This window comes from Mycobacterium sp. M26 (genome assembly GCF_001494595.1).
Taxonomy (GTDB): Bacteria; Actinomycetota; Actinomycetes; order Mycobacteriales; family Mycobacteriaceae; genus Mycobacterium.
On sequence record NZ_LN929907.1, the window covers coordinates 1,387,862 to 1,409,053 of the forward strand.

Sequence of the window (21,192 nt, forward strand, 5' to 3'; positions counted from 1 at the left end):
GAATGCTCACAGGTCAGGAGTCAACCAAACCGGGGGCAGACCCAGCTCACTTTTCGACCGGAGCCGACAACAATGCCGTTCAACCCGACATCAAGGCAGCTATGCCCAGTCTTGTCGGAGGACTTGGTTATGTTGATCGTAGTTCGTCTTCACGCGCTGGCGAGATGCTAAAACTGGGAGCGTTCATGGGGTTCTGGCACACCGGCTATTTTGAGTTTCACGAACCGCAGCAACCCGACGATCTCGGATCGTGGACCCCGGTACCGCCGAAGTACCCCTGCCAGGTCTGCGGTGCCGAATTCTCCAGTGAAGTCGATCTCCGCGTCCACGCTTTCGCGGGCCACCCCACCGAACAACCTGTGCTGGTTCTGAACGGCCGAGAATGTGGACGGCGAAGATTGACGATCACCTACGAGACGCCTAAACGAGCCTGGATTGCGAAGAATGCGACTGCGGCATGGATCAATCGGCGAGAGGTCGCTGTGTCGGAGGCGTTCAAGTACCTGGCTCGCCAGAGGAGCGGAGTCGTCGACGTTCGGCTAGGCAACGGACGAGTGACCCGTGATTTCCAGTTCGAGTTCGCGCTCGCAGGGAGGGAAGACCTCGAGGGCGTCGATTCGGCGCTAAACCACCTCATTGGGAGCGAGGACCTAAGCCCTTACACCATCGAAGCTTTCATTATGCGTTCGAAACGGTATCCAACCGCCGGGCGTTATTATGCGGCGCTAGCAGAATACCTCTACGGCCTTCTCGAACGCGAGGCCGACGGAGAGGGGCGGCTTCAAGACTCTGAGCAACGCGGTGCCTACGAGGATCGATTCGACGCTGCGGTCAACGTCCTGGGGACGTTCGATAGACCGGCCGCGGAAGCCATCTGTGGGATTGTCGCGTTCCACTACAACCAGTTCCGCCACGCGATGACCAAGACTCGTAGCGATCGTGTCGCCAAGGTGTCGATGCGATTCGAAGCGATGTTGGAAGGTCGATCCTTTGATCGGGGAGATCTCGCACCTTCTGCGCATGGAAGCCTCGACTACGCCCTCAGCGACGCCGTGGTAGCGGACGTGCTGAGATTTAGTGCCATGGCGATTGATGGCAGCGCATCGCCGCTTGCAGTCGACGAGCTGGTCGAGCTAATTGACGGGCAGCGGCCGGCGGACCAGTTCAAACTGCGGTTGATCGCTGCTGAACACTTCCTCGCGGTGGGAGATGGCTCGTCCGCCCTGAGGCATGCGAACGTTGTTCGGTATGGCGATGCCGAGCGCTGGTACGACGATTTTCGTCGCCGTCTTGAGAGAGGTGCGCAGCAATGACTAGCAATGGTGAATTCGACGCTGAGGCCAATGGGGAGCCCGAACCTGTTTCTCCGCGACCCACTGAAGAGTCAGCTGACGGTGACGTGTCGGATTCGGCGGTGGAGTCGGGGGCAACCAGCGGGGCGGATGCTGTCGAAAGCGTTGGGCGCTATCGCAGTTCGGGTGCTCCGCAATTGAAGACGGTTACCAAGCGGAAATGGGAAAAGAAGCCTGTCGCGAAGCCACAGACGGTGATCGACCTATTTCAGTACGTCTACCGCGAAACGGGAGCTGGGCGCAAGCTAAACCTCTCTCGGAACCTCTGGGATGTGCGAACAACACCACTCGAGAATGCTCAAGAGGAGATAGCAGAGGTACGGAAACTGGCGGGTGAAGACCCCTTGCTCGACGCCTTGGCGAATCTCATGGTTGAGGTAGCTGATATCGAGCTGAAGGACTCCGTTCGTCGTCAGATCCTCAAGTTGGCGCAAGTTGCCTTCGCTAGTCACGAGTTGTTCGCGGGTCGACTAGAGCGACTGGTCGAGCCGAAGGTGGAACCAGGGCTTACTGCCACTGAGATCAGCCACGCGGCAGGGGTTCTCCGCCTTGCTGAGTTAGAGAACGAGAAGTCGCTCGCAGTCACTGCCCTCAAGCGTGAGCGACTCAGAGTCAACGCGGTGACGTCGTTCGAACTATTCCGTGCCATGCGCGACAACTGGAGCAAAGACCAGCTCATTGATGACTTCTGTCAACTTGTGTGGCGGGTTCCCAGCAGATTCCAGGTGCCCGAGCGGTCGGATGATTCTCCGGCCAAACGCACCGACGATCTCCGTCGAGACGAAGCGTCAGTCAGGCAACGCGCGGACTGGCGGACCATGGCGATGCTCGTCAACGCGAAATCGGCAGTCGAACCCCTCAGTGAACTGAAGCGGCACTTCGAGGCAAAGCTTCGCGACCGTGACAAGAAGGTCGCTGACCTCGTAGACGATGTCGCGGCCCAGTCGCGTCGTGCCGAGAGGGAGCGAGAAACGGCAAGTTCTCTTTTGGCTGAACTCCAACAGAAGAACTCGCGCATCAGCGGGCTTGAGGCGCGAGTCGCCGAATTGGAGCGCCAACTTGAGAAGGAACAGAGGGGCCGGTTCGCTGATGAGGTCAACGCTGCCGACGATTACGAGAGTCTGCGCACGCAGGTCATTCGACAGCTTTCTGGGCAGGTAAACCTGCTCAACGATGGCCTACACGCTCTGCGCAACGGAAGTATCGCCGTAGCTGATGAGTTCGTTGACCGCGCGTTGGCCAAGATCGATGCCGAGGTCAAACGACTGAAGGAGTTGGCGCAGTGATCGTTGGGTTCGACTTCGGCACCACCAACAGTCTCATTTCGTTAGTCGCGGAAGGTTTTGTCCTCGACGTTCTCGACGAGGAAGGCCGTCCACACCCGTCCGTCGTTCGGTACGAAGGCGAAGACGTCGTCGTCGGCCGAGAGGCGCGAGAGGCGTTGGAAGCGTCCGGCCTCGGAGTCCACGGAAATACAGTGAGATCGCCGAAGATGTACCTCGGCCAAACGGAAATCACCGTGGGTGGCGTCAACCGCAGCCCAGAGGACATCGTCGCCGACGTCATCAGACACGTACGAGCCCAGTCTCAGCAAAGCCCCCTCCTTAGGCGATTGAGGGGTCGGAGGGTGCTCGGAGACTTTGACCGTGCAGTCGTGACCATCCCGGTGAACATGACCGGTCTGCGCCGCGCAGCGCTGCGTCGCGCGTTCCAGCAGGCAGGCATCACTGTCGTGCACATGGTCCATGAGCCTCTCGCGGCCTTGTACGGCTACATGAGAGGCGCGCAGGATTCCGATAGCACCGTTCGGAAACTGATGGGCCGCAACGTCCTTGTCGTTGACTGGGGCGGTGGAACGCTCGACCTCACGTTGTGTCGGATTGAACCCGGCCGCATCGTCCAGGTTCGCAACGGAGGCAACGATCTCGTTGGCGGCGACAAGTTCGATGAAGTGATTCGCGACGAGGTGATTGCGCGGTTTTCGAACTTGAAGGGCATTTCAGATACTGACCGGCCGATCCGCGATCAGCGGCTTCGTCTTCTCCAGGAAGCCGAGAAAAACAAAATCGCCTCGTCGGAGCGGGCAAGCGTCAGCTTCTATCGGCCCAACTTCTTCCCCCAGTCAGGGGCCACCCTAGAGTACTCGGCGAGGCGTCAGGAGCTTGACGAGATGACTCGGCCCCTAGTCGCCGCCGGAATCCACGAGGTCGAATCACTTTTCAATACGGTGGACATGGCGCCGGCGGAGGTCTCGCTCTGCCTCTTGGTCGGAGGAATGGCAGCGATGCCGAGCATCCGGACTGAACTTCACCAAATCTTCGGCCCGCAGAAGGTCGAGGTACCGCAGAACAGTCGGACGCTGATCGCGCAAGGTGCGGCGTGGATAGCGCACGACGCCCAGCGTCTGGTGCTCGCAAAGCCTATTGAGCTCGAGATGGCGCGAGGGTACCGGCTGCCGATCCTACGTGCGGGTACTCCTATGCCAACGGATGGGAGCGTGTATTCAGACCGCTTCCACCTTTACTGCACGGATCCAAGCGACGGATCTGCAAAGTTCTCGATCGTCGCTCCCACTGAACTCCATGAGCAGCCGCAGGCGAGTGACCCGCGGACGTCCATAGGCATGTTCACCATTGATGTTGACAAGGCGGCTCCACCGCTTGTCGAGCGAATAGAACTCGATGTCGAAATCGACGATGACCTAATACTCACTGTCGGGGCACAGTCCAGCCAGCGCAAGGACAGCGCGCGAGCCAATTACCATGACCTCGAGTTTGGCATTGGTCTACCTGGGAGCGACGTCTCGATCGAAGTCGGCAACGATTCTGTTCGTGCCACCGCTGCAGGAGGACTGACTATTCGAGCGAACGTGGCCGATCAAAAGAATCAAGCACTAGTTCCGGGCGAGGTCCTTTACCAGTACAAGCCTGGCGCCTTCCGAAAGCTGCCCGGCCCCAACTATGCCACCCCCGAGCAGACCGACGAACGCCTCTATTACGAACCCTGTTCAGTGTGCAAAAGGCCATGGGGAGACCCCTCCTGCACCTGCGGCTCATAGGTCCGCGCCGTGGCATCCCAGCAGGTGATCGTTCGAGTCGTCAACGGTGACGCGACTGTAGAGGACGCGATCCGTCGTCCCGTCCGGCTAACGCCCGACGGATACGCTGGTATCGCCTATGCCGGAGCGGTCTACCCGCTGTTCGCTGACTGTGCCGTCGATATCGCAGGACCTTCCTGGGAGATTGCTGACTGCAAGCGATTTCTGTTTTCCGGAGCTGAGATCCCCTATGCACCAAGGGCAGCCCGGGCAGCAACTCGGTTTGGTGGTTTCGACGGGGATTGGGCCATCGAGACCAGTAACTTCGGGCACTACGTCGTGTTTAACGCTTCCGAACGTGTTGCAACCCAGCTCGTCGATGCGATGGAGTCCGCAGGCGTTTCGGTTCAGCGCTGGGACGTGAGTCACCGACCCTCTAGCGATGGCAAGTTCTACGACTGGTTTGCCCGACTTCGATTCAAAGGCGGCCGTGCTGAGGCGATTTCGCTGGTTTCTGATGTCTTTTCGCCAGCACATGAGACGGGGCCCGATCGACGGGTAGATGCCGTGGCGTCCTTGCCTCCGGCGCCTACCCGTCTGGAGGATCTGGAGCCCCAAGTCGAGCAGCTTCTCTCCCAGATTGCTGATCTACGCGAGCGGGTAGCTGCGGCCGAGGGTGAGTCGGCCATGCTGCGTGAACGTTTGGCGGCAGCAGATTCCCGTGAGTCGAAGCTATCGAGGGACCTCGATCGTGCACTCGAGTACCAGCGGTCGTTGCATAGCCAGATCGCAGAGCTGACCCAGTCCACCGATCAATCGGCCACAAACAACGTCCTACTGGCCCAGCAGCTGGAAACCGAAGAGTTTCTCGAGACCGCTCTCGCCGAGAATGCGTTGCTGCGTGAGCAGCTTACTGCTGCACGGACGCAGGCGGAAGAAGCTGGGTCGCGCATCATTACGCTGGAAGCCAATGTTTCTGCGATGCAGGAACATCTCGACGAGATCGTTGAGCTTGAGCGTGAGCGCCGGCGCGCCTCTCAAACGCGGCGAGCACCGCGGCGTGGTGTCGTCGGGTTCCTGGACAGTGCCTTTTCGAGGCTATCCTTCGTCCTCGACAGCGTCGAGGTTATTGCGGATCTCGAGGCCCCGGCCTCCGTCCTTCGAACCCTTATTCAGATCGATATGGGTAGCAACATCGGGAGGGATCTCGAAGGCCTGCGAGGCTGGCGGGAAGTTTCCAAACTCGCCACTGGCGCTCCCGACGGCGGAAGCATGGGCCGGATCTATTACAAGCCCGATGGGCATCGGGTTCTTGTCAGCGTCCATCTAAAGCGAGACGACAAAGAGCAGCGGCGCCTTATCGAGAAGCTTCGTGCATTGTGATCCTTACTGATATCACTGCAAGAGCCTCGCGCCGGGCGGCCTTTTGTAGAGTGTCTTGTGCTGACGGATGGATTCCATGAGCGAGGTGACTGGTTGGCGCAGGCCGAAAGATTCAACGAAGATGTTTTCGAGAAGCTATGTGAAGCCGTAGATGTGGGTGACGTTATCTCAACCCTGGGCATCTCGCGTCCCAACTGGATTGCCGGCATCAATGAGTACGGAGTGCTTGTGGAAACGCTGCGCTCGCGCGACGCCGGTCGCGGTGCCCAGCTTGTTCCGGCGTGGATGATCAATATTGCGTGGGGGCATCTTCGGATGCGCGGGCGACTGAGCCAGGAGCAACTGCTGAACGACTTGAACGTCAAGCGTTCAGCGTTTGTGTGCGCACTGCTCGCGCACTTTCCTGGCGTTGACGTCGAGTCGGAGAAGCCGATCGTCCTGCGACTGGAGCAATAGTCGACTTCACTACGGGCCTTACGAGGCCACCGCGGTGGAAGCCGACTGCAGCAGAACTAGATTCGTATCAGGTTGGTTGTTTCGACAACTGTTGTTCTGCCGTCTCCACAAACGCGTTCAGAGTCGAGATGAGACGCATGTCCGCAACCGTGCGCGCGCGAGTATTCAGCAGTTCGTCGGTGCACACGAGGTAGGCGAGGCAACGGGCTCGGCTGATGGCGACGTTGAGCCGATTGCGGGAGAACAAGAAATCGACTCCGCGCGTCATGTCCTCGCCGGTCGAGGTCGCCATGCTGAAGAACACGACCGCAGCCTCACGGCCCTGGAACTTATCAACCGTTCCGACAGGTACTTCGGCAAGCCGCGGATCGCGTTCGAGCCGCGCCCGGATGGTGTTGACCTGATTGTTGTACGGCGCAACAACCATGAAATCGTTTGCCCGCAATGGCTTCTGCTCGCCATCGTGATCTGTCCAGTCGGTTTCAATCAAGCGCGACAATTCTTCGGCAATCAAGTCCGCCTCTTGTGTCGACGACGTCTTGTTGTCGCGGTGTTCGGCGCGCAGCCACCTGAGGCCGGTCCCGACGATGGTGGACTGCTGCGCACAATCAGGATGGCTCTCGAGGCGACCTTCGTAGATCTGATCGGAAATGAACTGGCAGACATCGGGGTGCATGCGCCGGGTCTCCGCAATGAACACGCCGCGGTCAGGCGGCAGAATGACATCCTGCTCCACGATGTGTTCAAGCACGCTGCGTCCCGCGATCCCGGGGTGATTGGCGTGAGCAACCTGCGGCAGCTGAAGCGGATCGCCGAGCATCAAGAGGCTGCGGGCAGCTCCTGACGCGGCGAGCGCGTCGGCGAGTGCAAGTTGGCCGGCTTCATCGATGAGCAGTACATCTACTGGTGCCGAGTGCATTTGAGGCGAGGAGAAGAGCCACGCGGTGCCCGCCACCAGATTGAACTCATGCCGCGCGCACACATCGTTGTTCCCGTATCTGACCTCGGGGAGTCTCCGCGTCGAACTTGTGCCCGCGTTGCAGACCGCGCGCAGCAAGTCGAGATCGCCCTGGTCTTTAAAGAGGGCGACGACACGCTCGATCACGTTCGCGATCGCATGATGACTCACCGCGGTCACGCCAACTCGGCAGCCGTCCAGCACCAACGCCCGAATCAGCCGCGCTGCCCGGTAGGTCTTGCCCGTCCCGGGCGGTCCTTGAATCGCGACATAGCTGTTGTCGAGTTGCGTAACCCAGGCTGTCATGTCAGCCAGGTCGTCGATAAACACGCCTTCTCGAGGACCACCGCCAGTGAATCGTGGAAGATCCCTGCGCAAGAGCGAAAGGGTCACCGGGTTGGGGTTACGGCCTTCAAGAACATCATCGGCAAACCGCTGCAAGGCATCGGATTTGGATTTCGAAGAAACCCAATCATGCAGTACCGCTGCGCGAGGAAGGAAACCTCCTTGCTGCAGCTTCTCGGTCCACAGGAGTTCGACTAGGCCACTGTCCCGATCCAGAGAAACGATGGTGGCGTAGTACCTGTCGCCCAAGGGGTCTGCCACCATGACCGAGCCCCCCTTCTGTGAGAAGCGGTCCAGGTCTTGTGCCGGAAAGCTGAACTGCATTGCCGGCGTAAGCAGATTGTCCTTTTTGCCGGGGCGTTCGATTAGTCCGACGGGGCGGAGATCGGCAATTGCCTCGGGATCATCGATAAGGTCGCTTGGGTCGGCTTCGAGCTTCGCCTTTTTCGGTGCTAGATAGGCGAACCACTCCGCACGCCAGTAGCAAAGGAGATCTCCAAGATCGTGTTCAAGGGTACCAACCTCCCATTCATGTAGCCGAGCGATCGTCGCGTCGAGCTCGGGCAGCTCCGGGTCTGGTTCAACATAGGCTGACCGCCAAGCCATGTCGGGCGGGCGGTGCTCGATCAGCCAGTCGCGCAGGGCCATAGTCGCGCGAACGTCGTCTTGGTTGTAGAGGGCGATGGCATCGAGGTCGGCCTGGTTGGGGCTGCTCATATAGTGCCCGTATCGCACAACAGCACCGGCGCCCTTGTCGATGTCGTGTTGCCGCTCGAAGTCTGTCAAACGTTCCAAGTGCTTCAGTCCATACGATTCGGTTCCGGCCTGAATACTGTTGCGGGCAACTGATAACAGATCGACGAAGGCTCCCGTGTCGATCAGTTCCGCAAGTGTGAGTTCACCGACTCCGTGACTCTCCGCCATCTTCTGCAGCGAAGAGCGCTCAGTGTGGTTGTAGTGGTAGATGTGCATACCGGGAAAGCTGTCTCTACGCTTGCTCAGGTAGTCGATCAAGTTGCGGACCGCCTCAGCTTCCTGCCCGAGGTCGTGAGCCCACCACTGCCGGTACTCCCAGTTGCCCTCGGAGTCCTTTTCCAGCAGACCGAACAGGAAGAACAACCCCGCGTCAGCGCGCCAGAAGGGGTGGCCTTCAAAGTCGAGGAATACATCTCCGGCGTCGGGTTGCGGGAGCGTTTCGAGGCCGTGTCCCCAGTCGTCGTCATCGCCAGGTTCGATCATCGCGTAGGGCGGCGGGGCATCGGGTAGATCTCGGGCTGCCACCTGGAGTGCTGCTTGGCCCCGTAGACGGACTACCCGCTCCGGCTGTAGACCCTCAACGGGACCGTGGGTCTCGGCTAGGCCCGTCAAGGTGACGATTCCCACACCGCGGAGGGCCGAGATGTCCTTCTGTCGGATGCCTGCGATGTAGATGAGGGAGTCTTCATTCCGCCATTGCTCTTCGCAGACGTCTCGGAACTCGCAAAAGTCGCAGTGAGTGCACGGTTCAGGAGCAGTTTCAGCAGCCGGTCCTCGTTCGAGCGCGTCGGTGAGGCGACTGCGCAGACGGCGCCAGAATGGCTGAAAAGCGTTAACTCGCAGAGACTCCAGCTTGCCCGAGCCCAACCAGATATGCATGTTCGTGGGCTGCGCACCTCTAAGGGCGGCGATAGCCTCGGCGTAGAAGCACAGCTGCAACACATGCCCAGGCTTGGCTTCGGCTCGGGTGAGTTTCGCGTCGACTGGCTCGTACGACACGACTCCTGTCTGGGGGTCCTCGACCCGGACCACGAAGTCCGCGACTCCACGAATCCCGTTGTGGGATAGAGGCATTTGGTAGATGACATCCCAGGCATCGTGAAGGGGGTCGCCGACACTCGCTACCCACGATGAAAAACACTGACCGCGCTCCTTTTCCGGGACACGCAAGATCGATTTGCCGGCGCGCTGATACTCGTCCAAACAGGCCTGCTCATGCGCAAGGCCTTTGTTCAACAGAAGTTGAGCAAATGACCCGAAAGCAAAATCTGGCTCGCTCCGGATCCCGTCGTCTACCTGGCTGCGTAGGGTCAGGTAATGCGGGCAGTCCAGCCATGCTGTCACTTTGGACGGGGTGAGCAGCCGTTCTGTCATATCAGTCTTTCAGGCCGGTGAAATTGGTGCATGTGATGCGCTGGCGGAACGCGCTCGAACTGATAACGCATTGCTTGGGCGTCGTCGGGAGCGCCCCAACCGTCCAGCTCGGGGTCGTCCTCGGAGCCGCCGGCGCGGAGGCCGAAGGCCAGCACGACCACCCTGTCGTGATCCCACGCCGCGACCCGTCGGCTATCCCCGTCCGCGTCGAGCTCGTCGGCCGGGATCGCCCCCGCCTGCTCGAACGCTACGTCCATTGCAGCCGTTTCGCGTCGTTGCCGCGAACTACTGGATGAGCTCGTCGCAGAATCCGGCGATTTGCACTGCGAGATCGACCCACGTCTGCGGCTTGTCGAGCGCTCTGCTATTCGGAGCGGCGTTTGCCAAAGTCTCATGGCCCTCCTGGCCGAAATCCGGAGCGGAGTAGGTGATATCCACGTCATTTGAGCCGTCTGTCCACGTCGCCGTTCCTAGAACGGGGCACTGGACATTACCGACATTCCCGGGTTGGAGGAGCTAATGTCCCACAGCCATTCCGCCTCCAGCTCACCGTCCCAGGTGAAGGTGAAATCGTGGACTACGTGCTCGTCCTGGAAACCGATACTCCAAAATTCGATGTGGATTTGTCCTGGCGTGATGGTCTCCGGCATCCTCTCCGCCGGGTTGCGGTTCCATGGTGCGTCAGGGTCATCGTCGTCCATCTCCCAAGGGTCGACGTCAGTCATTCGCGATTCCCTTCTATCGGTCAGTTTGCGTCGATAATTCGGCATTCCATCACAATGCCGTTTGGGTCTCCGTCCTCGTATCCCTCGGCGATGTATTGGAGGAAGTCGACGGTTCTTAATTCTCCTGCCCGAAGCGCCGATGACAGCCAGTCATCGAAGCCGCCATCGGCGAGGGCGAACTCGGGGAAGACTTTCTGGCGCAGCCGGTCTTTCGTCCAACGATTCATCCCGTCGGTGTACTGGGTGACGATCGTGGGAGCGACATCTACGGACTCGTAGAGACCCACTTGGCAGGCTTCGATAATGTAGTCGTTGGCGTCGAATTCGCCGTTTCGCCAACCGGCTTCCTCCGGAGAAATGGCCGCTGCCTCCGCCGAGACCGAGGCGAAGAGTTCCTCGTATGTCATCCAGTCCCCTCGGCCCCGATACAAGGTCAGGGGGAATGCGGCGATCGCCGACTGGGCCTCCTCGTAAGTGACCGCTTTCCGGTTCCAGAAGGCTCTCGGGCTCTCTAGATTCGGGGTGCGGGCGAATAGATCATCCGGAAGAGTGGGCGGGTGAATCGGGTTGCCCACCGGGATGCCGCGGGCAACGAGTCCGTCGGGAGATACGATCCAGACGCAGTCGTCGATCGGCATCTGGTCCCCGTCCCGCTCGGAGACGTACCACAGTCCATCGTGCACCGACCCGTGTGGTGCGGGAGAAGCCCTGTAGCTTTGCGGGGGCAGGCCACGGATAGCGGCTACCGCAGCGATTGCTTCTGCCGGCTTCATGGGTGGGTTTTTCCTCCGTCTGCGGTGATGTCAATCTCTGTAGGTGTGGTGGGGTTATGTGCCGAGCGGGCACTCCCGATCGACCGAGTCGTTGCGCATTCGTCCAGAACCATTGCTGCAGTTGATCTCAGCAGCCTCGATGAGGTCACTGATCAGCCCTCGTGAACTGGATTCCAAAGGTGACAGTCGAACTGTGGCGCATCGAGCCCGCGATGCCCCATGCGGTATCGCTTGATAGCGCCATTCAGGCTGTCTCCCTTGACCTTTTCGATGTGACCACGGCGGGATCGTTAGTTGTCGGGCTGGCCGTTCTTAGGGTCAGGCAGGCCGATGTTGGAGTAGGTCACGAGTAGCGGATCGACGTCGAAGTGTCCAAGGCGGCCAAGGGTTCTCTGGGTATTCAGGGCGCCGTCCCACGCGTCCGGTAGGAACCTGAAGTTGGAGACAACGTTGTCGAAGCTGGACACCGTCTCCCACCACGCCGCAAAGCCACCGTCAGAGGCGGGGTGCGCGGCCGCGGCCATCTTTACCTGCTCGGCCTCGGTTTGATCAACGGCCGCGAACTCCCAGGGATTGCCCATGGTTTTCTTAATCCAGGCAACGTCGGCGGCCAAGGCTCTGCCGCCCTTGGCGGCTACCTCAAGGATTCGATCGCGCAGCACGTCTGGGACGTCCGAGGCGGTGGCCTCTGGGTTGTTCCACAGTGCAAGAACGTTCGGTAGTGACCCTCTGACCAGCAGATCGGTTGCATCGCTGAATAATTGAGAGTCGGCGCCGGCTTCCGCGAGCAGGCCGAGCACGCAGTGGTAGGGCGCGAAGGGGTGCCGGCGGAAATGTACGAGGTATTCGGTGCCGTCGGGCAGTGCACAAATTTCAGTACTACTTACGGTCGGTCCCATCGGGTTAAACCACACCGCCACCGCCAGGGTCTGGCGGTGTTCGAGCCACAGCAGCCTCCGATCGGCAGGCTCCTCACCGTCCGTGCGATGCTCGGCTATCGCGGGTCGAGCTTGTTCAGCGATCGCGGCTACGATGTGGTTCGAACGGTCAATGCTCTCGCTGCTGCTGTCGGAGTCGCTCTCGGGCGGAAGTCCCGACTGGGACAGCCCACCAAGGACGTCACTGAGGGTAGAGGCATACCCCCAAAGCTCGGCGGCTGAGTGGCCCGTGTAGGAACCGAGCTGCTCTTGGTTGCGAACCTCTGACATCGTGTTCCACTGCGCGAAAGTCAGCCCGTCGGCCTCGAGAGTCCATGCGCCCAAGAGATTTGTTTCTGGGTCGTTGAACAGAGCCCGCGTGATGTCCGCCAGGCGCGCAGTAAGCGCGTTAGAACTTTTTCGGGGAGGCAGGACCAAGGAACTCTTCCAACCGTCGCCGACAATCGGGTGTCTGTCGAATCCCGCACTCAGCGTTGTATTGGCATCGAGCATGATGCGCAGCTGGTTGTTATCGGCCCAGACCGCGTCCGGCGCACCGACCATCTCTGCGATGGTCGCCGCGGTGTCGTCCACGGACGGGAATTTGTAGCGGGTCAGATCCAGAACCCACTCGGGACGGCCGCGCAGAGCCTGCAGGTAGTAGTACGTTGCATCGAAGGATTCCCGACACCCGCTCTGAGCCTCTGGGTGGCTATAGGCGGCAACACCACCTACCGCCGCGGCGAGTCGCTCAGCTAGTGCGTCGGACATCCAGGCGCTCAGCTTCGCCTTCTCTGACAGGCGAAGGAAAAAGGTGTCCCATTGAGGCAGTGCGCAAATCGCGGCGATCGCGTCAATGGTCTGTTCCGCAGGGTCGTATGCGAAGCTCCACCCCGCGGCGTACCGGTTGAGCGCCACGCAGACCTGCTGGGCACCCTTGCCGTCGGGGACCTGCTCAACGATCCGGGTCCTGATCCGCCACTTGGTTCGGCCATCTGGCAAGACATCGACGGTTGTGGTCTGGGCTAGTCGAGCCTGCCAGTAGGTCGCGCTCGCACCATCGATCTCAAGCCAGTCCTCGTCGGCCCACAAGAAACGCTGCAGATAATTCGCCAGCAATATGTCAGCAGCTACACCGATGCTCATGACCTAACCCGTCCCCATTTCTCGTTCCCGAACATCCCCTGAGCCTGGCGATGCCTCCGATGGAGGACGCTAGACCAAGGGTGCGACATCTTGCCCCGCTAAACTCCGAAATTCCTCAACCCCGCTAGCAGTAGGCCGCTGATGTCCTAGCATTCCGGGCTGCGACACCAGCCGGAACGAGCTCGCTTCGCGCCGGCTTGCCGGGCACCGGCCAACGTGGCCGTCGACGGACACGTCATCGTGACGAGTCGACACTTGAACAGGTGATTCTGAAACACGGCTACGCCGACACCTCGTGAATCCTTGATTGAATGTGGACTTTTCATCACGTACTCGGACTTCGATGAGGACAACGCAGATATGCCCTCATATAGGTGCGCCGCCACCTTGCGTCCACCGCATGGTCACCCCGACTAACGCCGCCTCCAAGACCGCAGTGCTGCCTCACGCGGCGCTACTCGTACCCCCGGAAGATTCGACGACTGGCCGGTCCTTCTTCTCAGGCCTGACCAAGGTGGCCACCGTCGACCGCGACCACGGTCGCCCAGTCTTCGTCCGGTGCCCCCAAGAATTGAGGAAGGTCGCAGCCTCGACCCGCGTCATGCCGCACTGGTGAACGAGCCAACGCGCGAACCGCGTCAACCCAGGCTTGCGCTCACTCCACGTCATTCGGGTCGCGGGCATTCCCGGATGCGGTCCGTACTGAACCTCCAACTGCCGCAGTGCTTCCGACAACTGGCAATCCCGCCCGTGCTCGTTGCGCGACGTTCGATTGAATTGCTCGCCCAGTGCTGCCTGAATCTCGTCGCACAACGTCACCGCACCGGCCGCCGCCATCGCCGCGTTGTCGAGCTCGTCCACGGCGTGAACTTCTCGGCGCAGTGCCACGTCGATCGCATTGATCCCACCATCCGGTGGGCAGTTCCACAGGTTCTTCCCTACAAGGAGGTCGAGACCGTGCCGTTGCAGCACCAGACTGAGCCGACGCAGATGCTCTTCGCGGACGAAGTCGATGGGAAATGGGACCCAAACATTCAGATGGGTGCAGATCGCCCGCGACAGAGCGGTCACCACCGCGTCGAGATCAGACAGATCATCTCTGGCGATGGCCTCGCCAGCTGGGAAGGTGTAGGTCTCGGCGATGAGGACACCGCACTCTGCTGCCCGTTCATCCAGCATCTCGCTGCGGGTGCCTGTGTCCGTGTCGCCGAGAACGATCACCACCGTGGATTTCGTCGAGCTCGTCATCAGGTCACCTCTCGTTCAGGCGTTGAGTCGTGTCGATCTGCCTTCGGATCGAGCCGCGTGAGCGCAGCGCGGAACGCCGGGTTTGGGTACGCGCGGGGCAGCACTTCCTGCACATCGCGCAATGCATGCTCAGTACTGATGTCGCGCAGGCGCGCGCCGTAGAGCGCACCGACCGTTGGCGTTCGGCTGTAGGCACCCACACAATGCACCAGCACTGTTCGCCCATCGGCGCGCAGCCGCTCGACGGCCTGGACCGCCTCGTTCAGCACGAAATCCAGATGCGGATTCTCATCAGGCTCGGAGCGGTCGATCAACCGGACCTCGACATGGGGGATGTCGTGACGGATGTCCTCGTCGGCCAGTCGGCACAACGACACAACGGCGTTGACCTGATCGGGCAGTTGGCGAAGGACTCCGATCCCGCCGAGGATGACCCTGTCGTCGTGCGGATGCACAGCCACCGTGTTGATCGGGGAGTCGTAGTAGCTGAAGTCAAAGGGATCGGGCCGGCCGCCTCGGGCGATCGCCGACCCGAGACCGACGAGGTCGTGCGCCCGTAGGCCTGGCCAACCGTGCAGCAGGACGCGCCACTCGAGTGGCACAGCCGATGCACCATAGACCGCACCCAGCAAGCCTCCCGCGATCGCTGCCACCGTGTCGGTATCGGAACCGGCACGAACGGCGGCGTCGATGCCGTCGCGCAGATGACCGGCACGGGACCCGCCCGGGCGGGGAAGCGTGTGAGAGATCGCCGACCATGCCGCTTGCAGTGCCGCGACAGTCCATCCGTTGTTGGCGATCCCTGCCGGCCGAGAGGACTCCGCCTCGTCCAGGCGCTGCGCCCACAACCGGCGGCGCTCCGGATCGAGGTGACGCAACCCCACTCGGACGTCGAGCTCGGCATGCAAGACCGCATGCCGGATCGCCGTCGACCACAACACGCAGGCGTCCCCGGCATCGGGATCGAAGTGGGTTAGTTCGCTGATTGCCCGAGCAGCCTCGACCAGTGAGACTTCGTCGTCGAGGTAGGCGAGTGCGAGCGGGGCCGTCCGCATCAGCGATCCGTTGCCACCCGTGCGACGGCCACTGCGATGCAGATCAGCCGAAGCCGCCCGGGCCCGCGCCGCCGAAATGCCCGAGCGGTCCGCCGATGACAGAACCGATCGGGTCTGGATGCCGACGTCCTTGGCATTGACGCTCCACTGCAGCCAGCGTGCCACGATCGCATCCTGCGATGCTTCGTCTCGCAGATCGGCTCCAGTCGCGGCAACCTCGGCAATCGCGATGGCCATCGACGTGTCGTCGGTCCACTCGCCGGCAGCCCACGGTCCGCCGCCCACCATCGCGACTTCCAGTTCGGGTCCGCGGGTCGGTCCGAACTCGTACGGGGCTGCCAGTGCGTCCCCAGCTGCAGTGCCCAGCAGTACGCCCTCGATGCGGTCATGAATCGACGCCATGCCGTCCCCCTCCCAATGCTTGATTTTGAGCGAAATCATTGCTAATTATTTAGCGATAGGATCGCTCTAATTCAGGTGCTCGCCGCTATGGTAACGGGCATGACCGACAATAAATTCCGAGATTCCTCCGGGCGGGTGTTCGCCGACTACCCCCGGCCGTCGGTCGCTGTCGATATCGCTCCGTTGACGCCACACCCGGATGAAGGGCTACTCGTGCTTGAGGTCAGGCGCGATGTGACGGCGGGGTGGGCGTTGCCCGGAACGTTCCTCTGGGAGGGGAGCGCCTGGCCGACGCTGTCGAGCGTTGGCTTCGTGTCAAGGCAGGCGTTGAAGGTGTAGTGCCGCATCAACTGCAGGTCTTCGACGATCCTGAGCGCGACGACCGCGGATGGGTTCTGTCGGTCGCCCACTGGGCGGCGGTTTCCCCAGAGCGCCTAGCGTCACGGTTACCGGCCGAAACCCGCCTGGTAGCGGTAAGCAGCCTGGGACGGCTGATCTACGACCATCGGCTGATCATCGCGGCCGCCGTCGAACATCTCCGCTCGCGCTATCGGGACCAACCCGATCCGGAGGGTCTCCTGGGTGCCACGTTCACCATGCTTCAGCTTCGCCTGCTCCATGAGGCCGTTGCGGGCGAGCGCTTGGACCGCGACGTATTCCGGAGGGAGATGAAGGACAACCTGACTGCCACCGGGCAAGTGTCGGCGGGAGCCCGTGGGCGTCCTGCTGAGCTCTTCAAGAGAGTCAGGACGACGCGGGCGCGTAAGGGGTGAGGACTTCTCAGGCGACGGGGTGATGCTGTCGGTGTCCTGAGCTATCCTTAACTCAGCTCAAGAGCGGACGGCTGTTCGGGTACCTGGCCCGCCGTCCCGGCAACCGCGCGACCACCGCACGGTGCCCCAGGGGAAGAGCTGGCACGCCAAGCGTGCAAGTGGTGGGTGTCCCGAGGGCGGCGCCGCCAGAACGGCGAACGATTTACGAACAACATGTCAGCGCGACCGATGCGGCCTTACGTCAGCGTATTCACCACCTTGGCGTCCACATTCCGTGCGGTCGAATCCGTGGCCCAGTAGGAGGTTTCGGCCCGCGACTGTGGCAATCATGCTCCTGCGAAGACTATCCTTTGAGGTGGCCAACTGGAGATATTTCTGAAGACCGTGCGCTATGCATCATCTGCTTTCGGGGCACGGCCGGCGGTCCATCTCGGTGGGCATGGCTAGCGTGCAACGAATGCCGCATCAGCAATGAGCGGATCCGAGCTCGCACAGGAGTACGCCCTTTTGCTCTTGGCCGGCACAGCCTCATGAACGGAATCGGAGTTCCAGGTGGAGCCCCGCCGGAGATTGTGTCCGAAGAGACCGCGAGGCTCATCGAGTTCGCCCGCGGTGATGGGCGTTTGAAGGCTTGGAAGGTACGGGAGTACGGACGGTTGTCGGCGGCCTTCGATCCACTTGCCGACGTCCCGCTCCGCGAGTGGCAACAACAGTGGCCACCCAGTCATTCAGCGTCGGCTGACGCCTTCTCGCGGGTTCTTGAGACGCATCCTGATGCGTGATCATCTGCACGACTGCCGGATTCGATCATCCGGCAAGTGGAGGCTACGACCCCGAAGCGTTTCGGGAGTGTCCACACAGGTTCCTGTTCTCTGGCTCCGCGTCAGTCCTTGCCGCTACCGTTGGAGACGGTAGGAGGTAGAGGCATGAATGTCGAGAATCCAGGGAGATCATCGGCTGCGGATCGTAGTGATTGGCACCAGATCGGCATTGGCGATGATGTTGTTCCATTCGCCGTATCGGCATTTGGGAACCCTGAACAGGCGAGGAGTTGGATAGCGATTCTGGACAAGGCGCCGCTGCGTCCAGTGCGCGGAGGCCTGGAGCCCCTCTGGCGCAATGTCTCGTTTCTGCGCGAGTTGGCTGATTCCGGCCTAGACTGCCTTGCCTTTCAGCGATGGAGGGACGCCGGATCCGATGCCTCTGCGGTACCGCGGTGGGCGAAGATGTTCGGCTCCCGTGGTCTGGGTCCTGAACACTTCTCGCGATGGAACACTCTGGGCCTCAACGTCGGGGATCTACCGGCGGTGCTGTCGGATCTCGATTTCAGCAGTGCCACTGATCTCTTGACCAACTGGGGCTCCGTGTCGCCACTGTCGAGTACCGGAGAGTTGTTGGAGGTCTTACGACGTGGATTGAACGTTGAGCAGCTGCGAGGGCTGCTGGCGGTCGGGTTTACCGGTCATCAGGTCTTCCTTTGGCATTCCCGGACCATCCCAGTACAGGAGTGGCTCCCGTGGATCGCGATCGGCGTAACGCCTGAGGCTGCGAATGACTATTTCTCGGCGGGGTTCTCGCCAGACTTGGCTGCCCCGTGGATTTCTGCACGTGTCCCTGCCGAAGACGCCAAGGAGTTCATCGAGCTTCGCGTGGATCCAGCGCAAGCTGAGGACTATGCCCGGCGTGGGATCGCACCGGTGCTACTGACCCGGACGGAGGATCGGATCGAGGAGATCGACTATGAAGAACTTATGATCCTCGAAGACCTCGAGGGTCTGCCATCGATCGTCGGGCACGGCGACATCAACTTCGTCCGGCACTCAGCGCTAGCAGCGAGCGACTATGTTCCCTATGACTTCTCGTTCACCTGGAATGGCGGCCGAAGTGCTTCATGGCAGATGGACATCAGCATCACCGCAGAGCTCTCGCCAGCGTCAAGCTCTCCTTCGACCGGGACACTGTCCTGGCCGAATGGACGTGACCTTGTCATCACTCACGAATGGATCGAGATGGATCGCTATGAGGAGGCCGTCCTAGAGGGGCAAGCGCCCGACAATCTTGCCGATCCTCGCCAATGGATTCATCTCGCCGACGTAATCCTGGGTTTCGTCCTTGTTTAGGCAATCCAGTTCAGCGCCGCAGGTCTGGTCCTGCTCCGGATCAGTGTTGGGTTTTGACATCATCGGTGATGTTCACGGAGACGCTGCGAAGTTGACGGCACTGCTTCGACGACTGGGTTACGTGATCGATCCCGTTACCGGCGCGTACGCGCACTCCGAACGTCGAGCCGTGTTCGTCGGTGATCTGATCGATAAGGGGGGCGCGCAATTGGACACGCTTCTGATCGTCAAGGCGATGGTCGACCACGGAGCCGCTCGGGTAGTGATGGGTAACCACGAGTTCGACGCCATCGCCTACGCGGCTGGCGGTGGTAGGCGGAACGATACGTTCCTGGACCTGAGCGCTGATGATCAACGCCACTACACGGAGTGGTTCAAGATGCTGCCACTGGGATTGCAACTTCGACTCGAGCGGCATCCGATCACGGCGAGGGTGGTGCATGCCTGCTGGCATGCCGAGTCGATGCATGAACTCGAATCCGCCTCTGCGTTGACAGGCGGTGTCCTCGACTTCGCGAAAGTCCTTGATCGGAGAGCGAATCCGACCCTGTGCGGGACCGTTGGCGTCTTGATCAACGGTCCGGATGTCAGCGTTGCAGACTACGGGGCGCTGCGCGACGGCGGCGGAAGCGTGCGAACCAGGACATGGGTTAGATGGTGGGACGCCGGCGCGACCACACTGCGTGACCTCGCCTATACACGTGGCGCAACTGCTGAGGGCGGCGGTCACTATCCTGCATTGCCAGCCGTCGAGTCCGATGCGAACAAGTATGTATACCGAGAGGCTGTTCCGGTCATCTATGGTCACTACCTACGGGAATGGCGCAGTCGTGATGAGGATTTCACACCGTACGCGGCGTGCGTTGATTTCAGCGGCGGAGCCGACGGCCCGCTTGTCGCGTACCGCTGGAGCGGTGAGCCGACCCTCAACCTGTCGAACTATGTACGCCACGATCTGGGCTAGCGTGACTATGCGTGTTGACGGTCCCTAGTTCTGGCTGAACGGTATTTGACCTTCCACGGCAGGGGGTCATGAATCCGGATCGAGAAAGGCCCGTTCCTCGTCGGCCAAGTCATAGATTGACCACAGCACGGCCTCTGCCTCGATCTCATCGTCACATGCCTCGAATTCGCTTATCTTCCGTGCTAACTCGGATTCGTCACCCTGTTCTTGGGAGGCATACCACTCAGAAGCGCGGAGTAACGCGGCGATCTGGTCGCGTCTTTCCAGTCCGTCCCCATCGCCTTTGAGTATCGACCCCCAGCCATTCACGACGAACTTCCAGTTGGCCATCGGTGCCTTACCGCTCTCGCCCTTGCTTCTTGGTCTGCGCGCGGTCTGTAGAAGACGAATGAGCCACCGATACATAATTTTCCGTCTGTATGCGCTTCTCACCGGACCACCGATACGCAGTGAGTTGGCCCCCCTTGACCGCACTGAAGTCGACGCATGCGGTGTAGTCGGTCCAGTCGTGGCGGTGGGTCGGGGCTCCGCTTCGCCAATAGTGGCCGTAGAACACCGGAACCTGATCCTGGTAGATGTGCCCCTGGTGATCGGTCGCGACTTCAGTTTCCGGCAGTGTCGGGTACGGGTCGCCTTCGGAGGTGAAGAACTTGCCGCCCATCTCGGCGAGGTGGTGCAACGTCGCGACGCCGTCGTGCCACCAGCGCAGCCGAGCGCGGTCGCGGGAGTGGCCGTCCTTGTCGACGTATGGCTGATGGCCATGATCGACCAGGCTGATCTCGGGCCCTTTGAGAAGCGTCTCGACCGCCGTGTACAGCGGGTCGCCCTTGGTTGAGGCTCGCACGAGTTGGTCGAGCTCGATGAAGCGGCTGCCGCCGAGCTCACGTTCCACAACGGCGATCGACTCGCCGTGCCAGCACGCGTGCACCACCCGCAGCCCGCCGAGGTCTAGCCACAGCGGTTGGGTCCAGAACCACGCCAGGTAGTGCTCGCGATCGGCTCCCGTGACCTGCGCGAGAAAATCCCTGTGCTGACTCTCGTTCTTCGCCGACCACGGATCTGTTGGGTCGTCGTGCGGACGCAGGTACTTACCGGATCCCGCGGGCCACTCCGTGGCGTACGCCATCGCGTTGAACTCGTGGTTACCGAGGACCATCTGGGCGCTGCCGGAATCGACCATCGCCTTGACGATCTGCAGCACACGTAGCTGTTCGGGGCCGCGGTCGATGAGATCACCGACGAAGACTGCGGTGCGCTGCGGGTGGCGGTACGCGCCGCCAGCGCCGTTCTGGGTGTACCCAAGTGCGTTCAGCAAGGCTTCTAATTCGGTTGCGCATCCATGGATGTCGCCGATGATGTCGTAGCCAGGCAGACTCGATGCGCTCATGCTTTTCTCCCTCTGACAGCC

General features: G+C 61.0%; 16 protein-coding genes, 1 pseudogene and 1 riboswitch. Of the genes and pseudogenes, 8 read left to right on the forward strand and 9 right to left on the reverse strand.

Annotation, left to right across the window (positions count from 1 at the left end; all coding sequences use genetic code 11):
• The first annotated feature begins 2 nt into the window (after positions 1-2).
• The 5 genes from BN3385_RS28020 to BN3385_RS06610 all read left to right on the forward strand — a co-directional run bounded on the left by BN3385_RS28020 (position 3) and on the right by BN3385_RS06610 (position 6,228).
• A complete protein-coding gene (locus BN3385_RS28020) occupies positions 3-1,313 on the forward strand; it encodes a hypothetical protein (RefSeq protein WP_156432604.1) in 1,311 nt (436 codons plus the stop codon).
• Positions 1,310-2,638, forward strand: coding sequence for a hypothetical protein (locus BN3385_RS06595; protein ID WP_156432605.1), 1,329 nt, complete (start codon positions 1,310-1,312; stop codon positions 2,636-2,638). Before BN3385_RS28020 ends, BN3385_RS06595 begins: the two co-directional genes overlap by 4 nt.
• Positions 2,635-4,410 carry an Hsp70 family protein gene (locus BN3385_RS06600; protein ID WP_082690308.1) on the forward strand — a complete coding sequence of 592 codons (1,776 nt, stop codon included), beginning with the start codon at positions 2,635-2,637 and terminating at the stop codon, positions 4,408-4,410. Before BN3385_RS06595 ends, BN3385_RS06600 begins: the two co-directional genes overlap by 4 nt.
• A gap of 9 nt (positions 4,411-4,419) precedes the next feature.
• Complete coding sequence (locus BN3385_RS28025) at positions 4,420-5,772, forward strand: hypothetical protein (protein ID WP_156432606.1); 1,353 nt, start codon at positions 4,420-4,422, stop codon at positions 5,770-5,772.
• 93 nt (positions 5,773-5,865) lie between these two features.
• A complete protein-coding gene (locus BN3385_RS06610) occupies positions 5,866-6,228 on the forward strand; it encodes a hypothetical protein (protein ID WP_059016463.1) in 363 nt (120 codons plus the stop codon).
• A 67-nt stretch (positions 6,229-6,295) separates the two neighbouring features.
• Here the strand turns inward: BN3385_RS06610 and BN3385_RS06615 are convergent, their stop codons facing one another.
• The 7 genes from BN3385_RS06615 to BN3385_RS06645 form a co-directional block, all read right to left on the reverse strand.
• Positions 6,296-9,661: a TM0106 family RecB-like putative nuclease gene (locus BN3385_RS06615; protein WP_059015780.1), complete on the reverse strand. Its 3,366-nt coding sequence runs from the start codon at positions 9,659-9,661 to the stop codon at positions 6,296-6,298.
• On the reverse strand, positions 9,658-9,918 hold the full coding sequence (locus tag BN3385_RS06620) for a hypothetical protein (protein WP_059015781.1): 261 nt from the start codon (positions 9,916-9,918) through the stop codon (positions 9,658-9,660). The genes BN3385_RS06615 and BN3385_RS06620 overlap by 4 nt, the downstream gene beginning before the upstream one ends.
• A gap of 213 nt (positions 9,919-10,131) precedes the next feature.
• Positions 10,132-10,386, reverse strand: a complete 255-nt coding sequence (locus BN3385_RS06625) for a hypothetical protein (protein WP_059015782.1) — start codon at positions 10,384-10,386, stop codon at positions 10,132-10,134.
• 20 nt (positions 10,387-10,406) lie between these two features.
• Entirely contained in the window at positions 10,407-11,024 is a 618-nt protein-coding gene (locus BN3385_RS06630) for a hypothetical protein (RefSeq protein ID WP_156432607.1), read from the reverse strand.
• A 425-nt stretch (positions 11,025-11,449) separates the two neighbouring features.
• Positions 11,450-13,222, reverse strand: a complete 1,773-nt coding sequence (locus tag BN3385_RS06635) for a hypothetical protein (RefSeq protein WP_059015784.1) — start codon at positions 13,220-13,222, stop codon at positions 11,450-11,452.
• 444 nt (positions 13,223-13,666) lie between these two features.
• Positions 13,667-14,470, reverse strand: coding sequence for a hypothetical protein (locus tag BN3385_RS06640; protein ID WP_059015785.1), 804 nt, complete (start codon positions 14,468-14,470; stop codon positions 13,667-13,669).
• Positions 14,470-15,927 (reverse strand): ADP-ribosylglycohydrolase family protein, encoded by a 1,458-nt coding sequence (locus tag BN3385_RS06645; RefSeq protein WP_059016464.1) that lies wholly within the window; start codon positions 15,925-15,927, stop codon positions 14,470-14,472. The genes BN3385_RS06640 and BN3385_RS06645 overlap by 1 nt, the downstream gene beginning before the upstream one ends.
• Before the next feature lie 99 nt (positions 15,928-16,026).
• On the opposite strand from BN3385_RS06645, the pseudogene BN3385_RS06650 reads away from it, so the two are divergent.
• The 3 genes and pseudogenes from BN3385_RS06650 (at position 16,027) to BN3385_RS06660 (ending at position 19,784) form a co-directional block, all read left to right on the forward strand.
• Positions 16,027-16,700 (forward strand): annotated as a pseudogene (locus BN3385_RS06650) (NUDIX hydrolase).
• A gap of 55 nt (positions 16,701-16,755) precedes the next feature.
• Positions 16,756-16,867: riboswitch (SAM riboswitch) on the forward strand.
• A 759-nt stretch (positions 16,868-17,626) separates the two neighbouring features.
• The gene (locus BN3385_RS06655; protein ID WP_156432608.1) at positions 17,627-18,820 is read left to right on the forward strand and encodes a hypothetical protein; all 1,194 of its coding nucleotides are present in this window, start codon (positions 17,627-17,629) and stop codon (positions 18,818-18,820) included.
• Positions 18,821-18,866: 46 nt separating this feature from the next.
• Positions 18,867-19,784 carry a metallophosphoesterase gene (locus tag BN3385_RS06660; protein WP_197415135.1) on the forward strand — a complete coding sequence of 306 codons (918 nt, stop codon included), beginning with the start codon at positions 18,867-18,869 and terminating at the stop codon, positions 19,782-19,784.
• A 66-nt stretch (positions 19,785-19,850) separates the two neighbouring features.
• On the opposite strand, the gene BN3385_RS06665 is transcribed toward BN3385_RS06660, so the two are convergent.
• Together BN3385_RS06665 and BN3385_RS06670 are read right to left on the reverse strand one after the other, a co-directional pair.
• On the reverse strand, positions 19,851-20,114 hold the full coding sequence (locus tag BN3385_RS06665; protein WP_059015788.1) for a hypothetical protein: 264 nt from the start codon (positions 20,112-20,114) through the stop codon (positions 19,851-19,853).
• 7 nt (positions 20,115-20,121) lie between these two features.
• The gene (locus BN3385_RS06670; protein ID WP_059015789.1) at positions 20,122-21,171 is read right to left on the reverse strand and encodes a metallophosphoesterase; all 1,050 of its coding nucleotides are present in this window, start codon (positions 21,169-21,171) and stop codon (positions 20,122-20,124) included.
• Positions 21,172-21,192 lie beyond the last annotated feature (21 nt).

Excerpts from the sequence above, each read along its gene's own strand:
- BN3385_RS06640 (WP_059015785.1), bottom strand. The coding sequence starts at position 14,470 with ATGACGAGCTCGACGAAATCCACGGTGGTGATCGTTCTCGGCGACACG.
- BN3385_RS28020 (WP_156432604.1), top strand. The coding sequence starts at position 3 with ATGCTCACAGGTCAGGAGTCAACCAAACCGGGGGCAGACCCAGCTCAC.
- BN3385_RS06635 (WP_059015784.1), bottom strand. The coding sequence starts at position 13,222 with ATGAGCATCGGTGTAGCTGCTGACATATTGCTGGCGAATTATCTGCAG.
- BN3385_RS06655 (WP_156432608.1), top strand. The coding sequence starts at position 17,627 with ATGAATGTCGAGAATCCAGGGAGATCATCGGCTGCGGATCGTAGTGAT.
- BN3385_RS06630 (WP_156432607.1), bottom strand. The coding sequence starts at position 11,024 with ATGCCGATCGACGACTGCGTCTGGATCGTATCTCCCGACGGACTCGTT.
- BN3385_RS06645 (WP_059016464.1), bottom strand. The coding sequence starts at position 15,927 with ATGGCGTCGATTCATGACCGCATCGAGGGCGTACTGCTGGGCACTGCA.
- BN3385_RS06620 (WP_059015781.1), bottom strand. The coding sequence starts at position 9,918 with ATGGACGTAGCGTTCGAGCAGGCGGGGGCGATCCCGGCCGACGAGCTC.
- BN3385_RS06615 (WP_059015780.1), bottom strand. The coding sequence starts at position 9,661 with ATGACAGAACGGCTGCTCACCCCGTCCAAAGTGACAGCATGGCTGGAC.
- BN3385_RS06595 (WP_156432605.1), top strand. The coding sequence starts at position 1,310 with ATGACTAGCAATGGTGAATTCGACGCTGAGGCCAATGGGGAGCCCGAA.
- BN3385_RS06665 (WP_059015788.1), bottom strand. The coding sequence starts at position 20,114 with ATGGCCAACTGGAAGTTCGTCGTGAATGGCTGGGGGTCGATACTCAAA.
- BN3385_RS06670 (WP_059015789.1), bottom strand. The coding sequence starts at position 21,171 with ATGAGCGCATCGAGTCTGCCTGGCTACGACATCATCGGCGACATCCAT.
- BN3385_RS06625 (WP_059015782.1), bottom strand. The coding sequence starts at position 10,386 with ATGACTGACGTCGACCCTTGGGAGATGGACGACGATGACCCTGACGCA.